8 protein-coding genes and 1 pseudogene are annotated in these 12,513 nt (G+C 50.6%); 5 read left to right on the plus strand and 4 right to left on the minus strand.

Going from position 1 to position 12,513, the window contains the following annotated elements; all coding sequences use genetic code 11:
* Positions 1–346: 346 nt before the first annotated feature.
* The 4 genes from nadC (at position 347) to H6F91_RS05085 (ending at position 4,324) form a co-directional block, all read left to right on the plus strand.
* The gene (gene nadC, locus H6F91_RS05070; protein ID WP_190775898.1) at positions 347–1,210 is read left to right on the plus strand and encodes a carboxylating nicotinate-nucleotide diphosphorylase; all 864 of its coding nucleotides are present in this window, start codon (positions 347–349) and stop codon (positions 1,208–1,210) included.
* Positions 1,211–1,289: 79 nt separating this feature from the next.
* Complete coding sequence (rlmN, locus tag H6F91_RS05075) at positions 1,290–2,363, plus strand: 23S rRNA (adenine(2503)-C(2))-methyltransferase RlmN (RefSeq protein WP_190775899.1); 1,074 nt, start codon at positions 1,290–1,292, stop codon at positions 2,361–2,363.
* 163 nt (positions 2,364–2,526) lie between these two features.
* Positions 2,527–3,816: a cytosine permease gene (gene codB, locus H6F91_RS05080; RefSeq protein WP_190775900.1), complete on the plus strand. Its 1,290-nt coding sequence runs from the start codon at positions 2,527–2,529 to the stop codon at positions 3,814–3,816.
* Positions 3,817–3,925: 109 nt separating this feature from the next.
* Positions 3,926–4,324 (plus strand): hypothetical protein, encoded by a 399-nt coding sequence (locus tag H6F91_RS05085; RefSeq protein ID WP_206754903.1) that lies wholly within the window; start codon positions 3,926–3,928, stop codon positions 4,322–4,324.
* Between the two features lie 3 nt (positions 4,325–4,327).
* Here the strand turns inward: H6F91_RS05085 and H6F91_RS05090 are convergent.
* Positions 4,328–4,513 (minus strand): annotated as a pseudogene (locus tag H6F91_RS05090) (response regulator transcription factor); the annotation flags it as partial.
* Between the two features lie 319 nt (positions 4,514–4,832).
* On the opposite strand from H6F91_RS05090, the gene H6F91_RS05095 reads away from it, so the two are divergent.
* On the plus strand, positions 4,833–5,453 hold the full coding sequence (locus H6F91_RS05095; protein WP_190775903.1) for a TetR/AcrR family transcriptional regulator: 621 nt from the start codon (positions 4,833–4,835) through the stop codon (positions 5,451–5,453).
* 166 nt (positions 5,454–5,619) lie between these two features.
* Here the strand turns inward: H6F91_RS05095 and argS are convergent, their stop codons facing one another.
* The 3 genes from argS to H6F91_RS05110 form a co-directional block, all read right to left on the minus strand.
* Positions 5,620–7,377 (minus strand): arginine--tRNA ligase, encoded by a 1,758-nt coding sequence (argS, locus tag H6F91_RS05100; protein ID WP_190775904.1) that lies wholly within the window; start codon positions 7,375–7,377, stop codon positions 5,620–5,622.
* 146 nt (positions 7,378–7,523) lie between these two features.
* A complete protein-coding gene (locus H6F91_RS05105) occupies positions 7,524–9,527 on the minus strand; it encodes a cation:proton antiporter (RefSeq protein WP_190775906.1) in 2,004 nt (667 codons plus the stop codon).
* Positions 9,528–9,700: 173 nt separating this feature from the next.
* Positions 9,701–11,947, minus strand: coding sequence for a cellulose synthase catalytic subunit (locus H6F91_RS05110; RefSeq protein ID WP_190775905.1), 2,247 nt, complete (start codon positions 11,945–11,947; stop codon positions 9,701–9,703).
* Positions 11,948–12,513 lie beyond the last annotated feature (566 nt).

Raw genomic sequence — 12,513 nt, forward strand, 5'->3', positions numbered from 1 at the left:
TGGCTCAAACGTGGGTGTTAAACGTTCAGCTTTTAGAATAGAAGCCTGAAAGCCAGTGATAACAGGGATGATAGAAAATATTAAGAAGCTCTCAAATGACCTTTAGAGGGCTGGGTGCTTTGCCCTTAACTCCCTCGACCAGGGGAACAAAGCCAGTTCCCCTAGTCCCCTTGGCAAGAAGGTTTTACGTAGGGCATATTGGCCGCTTCGCATCAGTGGGGTTCGGATCAGGTTTGGATGGGGGCGTTGAACTGTTGCATGAGTGCTGCACTATGGCTTCGTTGCTGTTTTTGCCCTTCTGGGGTGTGGCAGGATTGGAGGGCAGTTCTTTGTTTAGGAGACGTTTATGGTGGGGAACGGGGCAGCGTTGCCGACGGGGCTGGTGTTGGATGGGTTGTTGCGAGAGTGGTTGTTAGAGGATGTGGGGCGGGGCGATCGCACGACGGAAGCGCTGCAACTGAATCAGAAAGAAGGAAAGGGGCAGTGGATTTGTAAGGAAGAGGGAGTGATTGCAGGATTACCGATTGCAGTACGGGTCTTCCAGTTGTTGTCGGCAGAGGTGGAGGTTTTGCCGCTGGTGGCGGAGGGAGCAGTGTGCGATCGTGGGCAACCAATCCTAAAAATGGAGGGGCCGTTGGGGGTGCTGTTGACTGGGGAACGGGTGGCATTGAACCTGGCCATGCGGTTGAGCGGGATCGCGACGACGACACGGCGTTATGCGGAGAAGATCGCGGATTTGCCGACGCGGTTAGTGGATACGCGGAAGACGACGCCGGGATTGCGGGTGTTGGAGAAGTATGCGACGAGGGTAGGGGGTGCCTTAAATCATCGGATGGGGTTGGATGATGCGGTGATGATTAAGGACAACCATATTGTGGCAGCGGGGGGAATTGAGACGGCGATCGCCCAAATCCGGGCGCAGGTGCCGTATCCGTTAGCAATCGAGGTGGAGACAGAAACGCTGGAACAGGTGACAGAGGCCCTGCGGTTGGGGGCAGACATCATCATGTTGGACAATATGCCGCTGGAGACAATGCAGGTAGCGGTGGGGATGATTCGGGAAGCAAATAAGCGGATCAAGATTGAGGCATCGGGGAATGTGACGTTGGAAACGATTCGGGCAGTAGCGGAGACAGGGGTAGATTATGTGTCTACAAGTGCGCCGATTACGCGATCGAGTTGGCTGGATTTGAGTATGCGATTAGGTTGATTTTATGTGCGCGACGCACACATAAAATCAACTTCTCAAACAGGTTCTAAGATGGAGATTGGTGTATTTGGTTTTTCCCATGACTTCGGCTGTTTCTTCGGAACTTAGTGTCAACAACTCGAAAGGGGAGAGAGTGCCTTTGCTGGGGCAGTCTCTAGAGGAGTTGACGGCTTGGGTACAGGAGCGGGGGCAGCCGGCTTATCGCGGGAAGCAGTTGCACCAGTGGATTTATCAGCAGGGAGCGCGATCGCTCTCCGACATTTCCGTCTTCTCGAAGCAATGGCGGGCGGAAGTGGCAGATTACCCGATAGGGCGATCGCACATCCACTACCAATCTGAAGCGTCGGATGGCACTATCAAGTTTCTGCTGCGGTTGGCAGATGAGCAAATTATTGAGACAGTGGGAATGCCGTCAGAAAAGCGGCTGACAGTGTGTGTATCATCACAGGTGGGATGCCCAATGGCCTGTGATTTCTGTGCGACGGGGAAAGGGGGCTTCCTGCGAAACCTGAAGGTGCATGAGATTGTGGATCAGGTTTTGACCGTACAGGAGGCATTTGGACAGCGGGTCAGCAACATCGTCTTTATGGGGATGGGAGAGCCGCTGTTGAATGCCGAGAATGTGTTGGGGGCAGTGCGATCGCTCAACCAGGACGTTGGCATTGGCCAGCGGATGATCACAATTTCGACGGTAGGGATTCCGGGGCGAATTCGTCGGTTGGCGGAGCAGCATTTGCAAGTAACATTGGCGATTAGTTTGCATGCATCGAATCAGAAATTACGGGAGCAGTTGATTCCGAGTGCGCATCCCTATCCGTTGGAGGATTTGTTGGCGGAGTGTCGAGAGTATGTGCAAATCACGGGGCGGCGGGTGACATTCGAGTACATTCTGTTAGCTGGGTTTAATGACGAGCCAGAGCATGCAGAAGAGCTGGCACATCATTTGCGGGGATTTCAAAGCCATGTGAATTTGATTCCCTACAACCCGATTTCGGAAGTAGATTATAAGCGGCCTGATGAGCGACGGATTCAGCGGTTTGTACAAGCGCTTAAACAGCGGCACGTTGCAGTGAGTGTACGATATTCTCGGGGATTAGAGGCTGACGCGGCCTGTGGGCAATTGCGGGCATCTAAGGCCCCTGTGGAAGCGTAGAAATTTTGTTTTTTAATAGCGGTACGTCATGGAATCTACGCTGTGGGTTCCATGACGTACCGCTCTCTAGCGAAAGGGGGTTCTGTAGTCTCCAATACCACTGACTCAGGGGCAACATCTGAGAATATCTCCCATTGGGTAAGTTTTGGGGGATCTCCTTAACATGAGCACTACGACTGGGCCGGTGGCGGGCGATCGCTCCCAAGCGGCTGAAGATTTTCCGTTAACACCTGTTCCGATGGATGCCCGGAAACCTATTTGGTCTTTAGCACCTCTATTAATGGGTTTTGCCCTCACCTCAACAACTCTATTCGCTGGAGGCGCTATTGGTCCCGCATTTCCCTTCATCCAGATGTTACTCATTGTTCTAATCGGTAATCTCTTGTTGGGGGCATACTGCTCGGCTCTAGGGTTCATTGCTCAACGCAGTGGTTTGCCAACCGTGCTCATGTCTCGGTTTAGCTTTGGCAATATGGGTTCTCGGTGGGTGGATTTTATTCTTGGATTCACTCAAATTGGTTGGTATGCCGTCACCAATGCCTTTATTGCCAGTGCCCTAACGGAGCTACTCGGTCTACCCATCTGGTTCAATGTGGTGGGCACTATTTTCTTTACCTATGCTTTCTGCGTGACCGCCTATGTCGGCTACAACGCCATGGACTGGTTGAGCCGTTTGGCTGTGCCTGCTATGTTGATTTTGATTGCTATCAGTCTCACCTTAGGCTTCCGGGATGCAGGGGATTTAGCATCGTTGCAACCCACCGCTGAAATGACCTTTACTCAAGCACTGGCTGTTGTGATTGGAACCTTCATTTCGGGGGGAACTCAAGCGACTAACTGGAGTCGTTTTGCAGACACAGGTAAAAATGCGGTCTGGAGCACCGCACTCTCCTTCTTTTTTATCAATGGTCTACTGGTATTTGCAGGAGCATTCTGCACCCTGGTATATGGCAGCGAAGACCTGATTCAAGCAATGGCAACTCAGGGTATTTTAGCCGGTGGCATTGTCCTGCTGATCCTCAATGTTTGGACGACACAGGACAACACTATTTACAACTTCTCAATGGCTGGGACTAACTTCTTTCGCACAACAAAGCGGCATGCCTTCGTATTGGGTGGTGCAACGCTGGCTCTGGCCTTAGCCCTTTCTGGAGGAGCCGATCGCATCATTCCTTTCCTGTTGTTTTTAGGAGTAGTAATCCCACCTGTAGGCGGCATTATTATGGCGGACTTTTGGTTTCGGCATCGCGGACAGTTTCCTTCGTTGGACACCAATTTACCTGCATTTAACTGGGCAGGTGTAATTGCCTATGTGGTAGCAGCACTCACGGCTTACTTTACAAGCCAGACAGGGATCGGGGTTGGACCTATCAATGGCGTTATTATAGCGGCGGTATCGTACGCCATTTTGACCAAGGTCATTCCTCAACCTATTCGCGATACGTCTATGTAGTTTGAATTAGTTTGTTCATTTTGTACGCTAAAAATCATTCGGGATGCCAGTTCTAATCATGATCTCTGGCATCTTTTTTATTCACAATTTCCCGAAGGATAGTATTCCTGTGCTTGACTTGAGAGATTGTATTGTTTTGGAAGGACCAGAGCTAATCCCTCATCGATGCTCACGATTCGTGGTGGAGGGAGATGTGGTGCAGCGGATGGATTTGCAGGAGCCTTGTGGAGCGATCGCTCACGGCTCTCTCGTTATCATGCCTGGCATGTACAACAGCCACACTCACATGGGCGACTCCTGCCTACCGGATGGTGCAACAGATACAGGGGGATATTTGAAAGTGGGGCTTCCGGCGGATCTGGTAGTGCTGAATTTTCATCAACCGCACCTGAGGGCGAGCCAACATATTCTGGCCTCAATCCTAACCCGGGTGACGCCAGCAGATGTGCTATTAACCCTGCGACAGGGGACAGTGTTGTATCAGGCCGAAGAATTTGGAATGAATTAACTGTTACAACAAACCGTTGCGGAGGGCGAAGACGGCAGCTTGAACGCGATCGCTCACGCCCAGCTTATTCAGAATATTACGCACATGGGTTTTTACAGTATTAGGGCTCACAAAAAGGGCAGAGGCAATTTCAGTGTTTGTGTTGCCTTCCACAATCAGTTTTAGAACTTCGATTTCTCGGCTTGATAACTGAGTGGGAGGAAACGGATTAACAGCGGGCGCATTCGGGAAGGTACTTTGCATAGTTCTGGTTGGGAGATTCGGTAATGCAGATTAAATCCCAAGCTCGACAACTCAGGATTTACAGAGGCGCCTGAGAATAACCGACGAAATACTAAACTGTTCAGTTCATTATCACTATAATAAACTAAACAGTTTAGTATAATTGCGTCAAGAACAAGAAATACGGAACAGCTCGGTAAACCTGTTTCTGGGGAGTGTGCCTGTTGTGCCATGCCCTTCCGTATGATTGAAGTTCACAGGTATGTTGCTGGATTAGAACGATACGATGAATACACTCAAGCGGGCCCCCCGCGAGTTATCCCCTGAAAAGACAGAGGCCATTTTAGATGGAGCCATGCAGGAGTTTCTCACTCATGGCTATGCCGCTACCAGTATGGATCGGGTGGCCGCTGCCGCTGGAGTGTCGAAGGCAACCGTGTATAACCACTTTCAGGGAAAAGAGGATCTTTTCAAGGCGTTAATTCGGAGGCTAGCGCAGCGAAAGGAATTGTTTGCCCAGGAGGCTCTGCAATCCAGTTCTGGGGATCCAGTGGTTTCTCTCAAACGTTATGCCCATAGTATGATGGCTAATCTTGGGGCAGATCCTCAGGTGCTGACGTTTATTCGCATTGTTATTGGGGAATCAGGGCGTTTTCCTGAGTTGGCCCGCACCTTTGTAGAGTACGTTGAAAGACCGACGTTGAAGCGCTTAACGACCTACCTGGCAGAGCATCCCGACCTGGATCTACCAGACCCTGAAGTTGCCGCCCGCACTTTTACAGGAGCGATGGTACATTTTATTATCATGCGCGACATTCTTCATGGTGGAGATATTGTACCCATGGAGTTCGATCGCCTCCTCGACAATTTGCTGCCATTGATGCTTAAAGTTCGTGCCCAACGTTAACTTTTACTGGAATAGCCACCAAAAGTTAACGTTGTGTATGTTTTTTAGGCGATCGCAAGTCTATGGATATGAGAAACCCGGTGTTTTTAGAAACACCGGGTTTCTTTCTAAGAAACACGAACACTAGCTTATGGCAATCAAAAGGTTGCTATAAATCAACCCTTAATTACATCCGCTCTAGCACAGAAATACCCAGTAAGGATAGCCCTAACTTAATCGTCTGGGCTGTTAAATCACAGAGAATCAAGCGAGATGTGCGTAAGGGTTCTTCAGCTTGGAGTACAGGGCAGCGATCGTAAAACTGGTTGAACTTCTGGCTCAATTCAAACAGGTATTGGCACAGACGGTTTGGCAGCAAATCTTGGTCGATCGCTAACAGCGTCTCATCCAATTGAAGAATGTGCTTTGCCAGAGCTAACTCGGTTTCTTCCTGGAGGGAAATGGGGCTATCGACTCCCAAAGTATCGAAGTCGACGTTGCCTTTGCGACTGATGCCCTGAATACGGACATAAGCGTAAAGCATGTAAGGAGCAGTATTCCCCTGAAGAGCCAGCATTTTGTCGAAGCTGAAGATGTAGTTGCTAGTACGGTTCTGGCTCAGGTCTGCATACTTAATGGCACTGATGCCGATGACCTGAGCAGCATGGGCAATGAACTCTTCACTTTCCTGGCGGCCTTCTTCAGCAAAGCGGGTTTCTAGATCTTGGCGGGCGTGGGCGATCGCCTCCTCCAACAAATCCATTAACCGCGCTGCATCTCCAGAACGGCTCTTTAGCTTCTTACCGTCATCCCCCAACACACTTCCGAGAGGTGCGTAGAGAAACTCTTGGTCTGTGATCCATCCAGCCCGTTTGCCAACCTGGAAGATCTGGGCGAAGTGATTAGCTTGTTCCGCTCCGACCGGGTATACAACCCGGTGAACCTTATCCACATTGACCCGATAGCGAATAGCTGCCAGATCTGTTGTGGCATAGTTGTAGCCACCACCAGACTTTTGCACAATCATCGGAAGTGGCTTCCCTTCCTTATTCGTGAAGCCTTCCAAGAAAACGCATTGGGCACCCTGATCTTCAACCAGAAGACCCAGCTTATCCAATTCGGTGATCACGTCTGGGAGGAAGGGATTGTAGAAAGACTCACCCCGCAAGATAAGGGGTGAAAGCTTCATCAAATCAAAGATTTTCTGGTTAGTAGAGTTAGAAAGATCGCAGACAATCTGCCAGGCCCGGAGGGTTTCAGGATCACCTGCCTGTAACTCCACAACGGACTGACGAGCGACTTCCTGAAACTTTTCATCCTCATCGAACCGCTTCTTGGCAGCCCGATAGAACGAAGCTAAATCTCCCAGATCAATGGCACTGGAATCTTTTAGGGCATCCGGGTAGGCTTCGCGGAGGTAGGCAATCAGCATGCCGAAAGGGGTACCCCAGTCGCCCAGGTGGCTGATACGCAGGAGATCGTAACCTAAAAATTCGTGAATACGGGCCAAACAGTCTCCAATTACGGAGGGGCGCAGGTGGCCGACGTGCATTTCTTTGGCAATGTTAGGGCTGGGGTAATCAACGATCGCCCGCACACCCTGACGTAACGGCTCAACTCCCAATCGCGAATCTGTGCGAATAGCCTGGAGCTGTTGCTCTAAATAATCCAGAGTGAGGCGAAAGTTGATGAAGCCGGGGCCTGCGATCGTGGGAGTCTCGCACAGATCCGACACATCAATGTTTTGGACGATTTGTTCGGCGATCGCCCGAGGAGCCTGCCCTAATCGCTTTGCCAACGACATAGCCAGATTGGACTGGTAATCCCCAAACTTGGAATTACTGGCGGGCACGAGCATGGGGTCTGTGCCTGCCAGGTCGGGGCCAAAGGCGGCAATCAAAGCCTGCTCAATGCGCGCATTCAATTGAGCGATGGTCGAAATCATGGGTAATGGTAACGGTGTCCAGACGTTTGATTATAGGCTAGCCGTTTACCAAAATATAACGATTTTCGGGCTTCAAAGCCGAGAGTGCATGCTCTACGAGCATGCACTCTCGGCTTTGAAGCCCGAAAACTACCCGTCAGTAGCGTTTATGTGTGGATAGATTCTAATAATTTGGCGAAGGCTTCGTGTTCAGTGGAATTGCCAACAACAAGGAGACGATCGCCCTCCTCCATCACAACTTCGCCCGTGGGATACCGCAGCATTTGCTTTTGCCGCTTGATCGCCATTACAGTGGCTCCTGTGTGACGGCGAATATTGGCTTCTGCTAAATTCAACCCAACGAGCGGAGAGTAGGACTCCAGCGCGTACCAGTTATGTTGTAGACCTTCGATGGCCGTTTCCAGATCGGCGGCTCCCCAGTATTCGGCGCGTTCTGGAAGGATGTCACGATAGCGTCCGGTGCGATAGCGATTCACAATTTGCTGCACCGCATAAATGGAATCACCCAGGTTCAGCAGCATATGAGCGCCCATTTCCAGGGACGCTTCAAATTCGGGCTGCACCACTTCCTGGGCTCCCAACTGGTACAGCAGGTCAATCTCGTCGTTGGCATGAGCCCGGACGGTAATGTCGAGTTCTGGGGAAAGACTGAGGGCCCGGTTAAGGGTTAGGCGAGTTGCCAGGGGATCTGGTAGGGCGATCGCCATAGCTTTGGCCCGCTTCAAGTTGGCCTTTTCCAGAACCAGGGTACTGGAGGCATCACCAAACAGGTAAGGAATTTTGCGATCGCGCAAGGTTTGCAAGGCTGCTTCATTATTATCAATGACCAGAATGGAGTACCCCTGGAAATACAGCATCCGTACTAGGGTCGCACCCACACGGCCATACCCCACCACCACGACATGATCGACTAATTCCTCATCCAGTCCTGCCATATAGAGTGATACTGGAGTGCGGATCCAGGACCCCACCACCGGCAATTGTTCAAGGTATTGCAGGAGGTGAGGGGTAACTTTGAGCAAGAAGGGCGTTAGAACTAGGGACGCTGCCGTGATGCCCACAATCAGCCCATACTCCCGTTGGGAAAAGAGCCCGGCACTCTGAGCATTTCCCGCCAAAACAAAGGAAAATTCCCCTATCTGATTAATACCCAAACCTACGGTCAGAGCGGTTTTAAGGGGATAGCGAAAGATACAGACAATGAGGGTGGCGATCGCGGCCTTTCCAACCAGAGTCACCGCAACGAGCCCCAACAAAACCCATGCATTTTGTAAAAGAAATGTCGGGTCAATCAACAGCCCAATCGATGCAAAGAAAAGCGTGGCAAACACATCCCGCATCGGCAAAACGCGATCGAGGGCATGATCAGCATATTCAACATTAGAAATCATTAAACCGGCGACGAATGCTCCCATGGCAATGCCCAGTCCTAGAGCCTCAGTCAATAGAGCGATACCCAAACACAGGATTAGAATCCCCAGTAGGAATAACTCTTGGGAGCCACTTCTTGCCAATTGCCGAACCAGAAATGGGATAATAAATCGTCCTGCCAGGATAGCTCCCACCAGAAAGAGAGACGCTTTTAGAAAAGCGATCAACAGGGCAATGCCAATAGTTTCAGGGAGTTGAGTAAGTGCCGGAAGGACCGCCAGCATCAGCCCCAATCCCAAATCCTGAATAATCAGAATGGCGAGCATAATCTGACCGTGGACCGTCTGCACCTCATTTCGCTCAATCAAGCTCTTCAGCACGACGGCGGTGGATGAGAGGGACAGCACAGCCCCCAGGAAAATCGCTTTAGGAATCGTTTCAACCCAACCTGTCAAATACGCCAGTACACCGCCAAGAAGGATGGTGAGTAGGATTTGACCAGACCCACCTCCTAGAGCGATCGTTCGCAATCGCAGCAAATCCTTCAGAGAAAACTCCACCCCCAGGGCAAACAGGAGCAAGGCCACACCGACCTCGGAAAGCACCTGAATATCGCCCTCCAGAGCAATTAGCCCTAACCCGGCTGGGCCAACTACCATCCCCCCCAGCAAGTATCCCAACAACACAGGCTGGCGCGCTCGGTTAGCGATGTACCCGCCCACTGCGGCTGCCCCCAACACAGTCACCATATCGACAATCAGGGTCAGTTCACTTGCCATCGTTTCATCTCCGCCTAATCCTTCCTTCAGCGTACTCGTCCTGCTATGGTCAGAGCCAGGACCATTAAGGCGAGAGAGCATGGAGCTTAGCTCCACACTCTCTCGTGCCAGGGTTGCTTTAGAAACCGCTTTTTTGTGTGCTTCGTATACAAAAAAGCCCTTTCAACCAGTTTCTAGGATTGAGCAACGGCGATCGCCTGAATGTCCACCTTGCGATTAAACAGTACACGGGGTTTGAGCAGGACCCGGAAAAGCAGGAAGAGCGATCGCAACTCTCCAGGTGTTTGACGGCTCGTCCATTGCCCTGGGCGACAGAATAGTGCTTCGATCAACGCTCGTTGGGCTGCCAGGGGTAGGGGATCAAAGAAAACACGAACCTTTGGGGAAGCATCTGATGCGCTGACAACCATATGGCCTAACAGTGTCAATTCTTCCTCCATCAAATCCACTTTGACGGGAAGAGATTCGCCAGGGTGAATGGGCAAATTTGCCTGAGTGAGAGAGACTTCAGCCCCTTCCTCAGACAGCATGGTGGTTGTGCCCCAAAAGGTTTGCTCATTTACCTGCAAACGCACGGTGCGTCGCAAGGAGAACCAGGCGCTGGTACTGGGCCGAGGTACATCCAGCAAAATCAACAGACCCACCCCCAGCACAATCAAGTTATAGAGACTCCACATCCAACCTAAGGAAACTCCTCGAAAGGAATTCGTAGAAGATTGTGTCACCAGTAAGGTATTTCCCAAATTCAGCCACAGGCTTATAGCCGTTGCAACGAACAGAATGACCAGCGGTAGTGCAAGGTTCCAGTTATAGGTGAAGCGATCGCTCACCGTTCCTTTCGGTGTGACCCGGAATCCCTTTGAAAAAGGATTGAGCATCACCTTAATGACCGTCACCGCTAATGGAAAGCACAGTACCAGGGCATAAATATCAGACAGCACCGCTGACCGCGAACGGTAGTTCAACCAGGAAAACACAGACAATTGCACTAAATAAAACGGCAGGAAAAAGTACAGTAACTCTGCCGTAGTAGATCGAAAAGGAATGATGCCGAACGGATAAAACAAAGGAAATAACAGAAAACCAACTCGAGAAATACTAGTGAACCAGTGCAACAATCCTTCTAAATGCGCCAACCGTTGAAGTAGGGTTAAACCCGGAATCGTCAACGGATTTGATTTAATAAAGAAAGCTTGCAAGGTTCCTCTAGCCCACCGCAGCCGTTGTAAAGCGTGCGCTGCAATATTTTCAGCAGCCAGTCCAGCACTTAATTTCTCCCCTAAATAGATCAACCGGTACCCCGAAGCCGAGATGCGGATACCCGTGAAGTAATCTTCGCTGAGAGAATCGGTAACAAACCCACCTGTCTCTTCTAGGGTCTGTCGCCGTACAACAAAAGAAGTGCCTGCACAGATTACACTTCCGGCACCATCTCGAATAGGCTGAATTTGCCGATAGAAGACCTCCTCTTCAGGGGTTAATACATCTTCCAGGCCCAGGTTACGGGCAATTGGGTCGGTGTTATAGAAGGTTTGGGGCGTTTGCACCAGGGCCACTGTAGGATTCTGAAAGAAGCCCACGGTGCGGGTCAGGAAATTACGGGTGGGAACAAAGTCCGCATCAAAAACAACAATGAGTTCTCCCTGAGTCCGAGGTAAGGCATGGTTCAGGTTGCCAGCTTTAGCACTGCGGTTGTCGGATCGGGTGAGGTAATGGCAGCCCAATTCAGATGCTAAAGCCCGAATTTCAGGACGACGAGTATCATCCAGAATATAAATTTTCTTGTTAGAGTAATCTATTGCTTGGCACCCAATCACGGTGCGTCGCAGAATGAACTCCGGCTCATCATAGGTAGGAATGAGAATATCCACTGACGGCGTGTAATGACCGCAAATCACATCATGAGCATACGCATCTGCTTCACGACGACGATCGCGCACCCGCAACATAAGAAACAACTGAACACTGCCGCTGCCCATAACGATCAGTTCTAGAAACAGCAGCAGCAGACTGAACGTTCCATTTAAAGGAGTACTGAGGTTTAAGGTTGTGAGCGATCGCCACAACACATACCTCACCGTTAAAATTGCCAGCAAGCCGACGACGAGCACCCGTGACCAGGGGCGAGGCTGTGGCGACACCTTCATCACCATCAGCACCAGCAGGAAAAGGGCCGCAGGAAAAACCCACAGATAAGGTTCTACCGCTATAGGTACCCTCAGCCATGTAGGAGGCTGTTCTTGGAAATAATACAGATGGGTAAAAAAAGTCGTGATGGGGTCGTGCCCCGTGAACCAGGCGATGGCGATCGCCACAGCAACAAGCACACTTCCAACCATGACGAGAGTAGCCGTTTGGGGACGGCTCTTTCTCCAGCGGGCGTTTCGCACCCTTCGACGCACAAACTGAGAGGTTGTCATAAGAGAACTCCCGTCTAACGCTTTGTTTCGTGAACCACTCTGTAGGTATACGAGTTGATCAGCCGATAGGATTTAGAAATCTAAATTTTTGTGAAACAGCGTTTGACTATAACCCGTTTTCAAAGGCCAGAAGTGTTCAATCTGCACCCCAATTCAGGTCAATTAAACCCAGGCTAGATATTTTGGAAGCCTATGCCCTAAGTCGTATTTAAGCGATTTGAGCTTGAATCAGCCACGGTTGTTTTTGTGAGAGCCGTGCTCCGTACGGCTCTCACAAAAACAACCAGATTTTAAACGCTTGAAAAGCGCTGTAACTTTACTTGTTAACCTCAGTTCGGGTTAAGGGCTTTTTCGAGTGCCGCGCTTCGCGTGGCACTCGAAAAAGCCCATTATTGCGTGCGCGACGCGCACGCAATAATGGGCGGTTCGGCTTATCCCGAACTGAGGTTTGTTATACCAAACAAATATGAAGCTGCGCCAAACTAGAAGAGTCCTCTTTGAGGTGATGGGCGATGACAGGACGTCCTTTTCAAGTCACGGTGACGGAGAGCCTGGAGCAGTTAGAG

Origin of the sequence: Leptolyngbya sp. FACHB-8 (genome assembly GCF_014695575.1) — a bacterium.
Classification (GTDB): Bacteria; Cyanobacteriota; Cyanobacteriia; order Elainellales; family Elainellaceae; genus Vacuolonema.

Coding starts and splice junctions, on each gene's coding strand:
- nadC (WP_190775898.1), top strand. CDS start 347: ATGGTGGGGAACGGGGCAGCGTTGCCGACGGGGCTGGTGTTGGATGGG.
- rlmN (WP_190775899.1), top strand. CDS start 1,290: ATGACTTCGGCTGTTTCTTCGGAACTTAGTGTCAACAACTCGAAAGGG.
- codB (WP_190775900.1), top strand. CDS start 2,527: ATGAGCACTACGACTGGGCCGGTGGCGGGCGATCGCTCCCAAGCGGCT.
- H6F91_RS05095 (WP_190775903.1), top strand. CDS start 4,833: ATGAATACACTCAAGCGGGCCCCCCGCGAGTTATCCCCTGAAAAGACA.
- argS (WP_190775904.1), bottom strand. CDS start 7,377: ATGATTTCGACCATCGCTCAATTGAATGCGCGCATTGAGCAGGCTTTG.
- H6F91_RS05105 (WP_190775906.1), bottom strand. CDS start 9,527: ATGGCAAGTGAACTGACCCTGATTGTCGATATGGTGACTGTGTTGGGG.
- H6F91_RS05110 (WP_190775905.1), bottom strand. CDS start 11,947: ATGACAACCTCTCAGTTTGTGCGTCGAAGGGTGCGAAACGCCCGCTGG.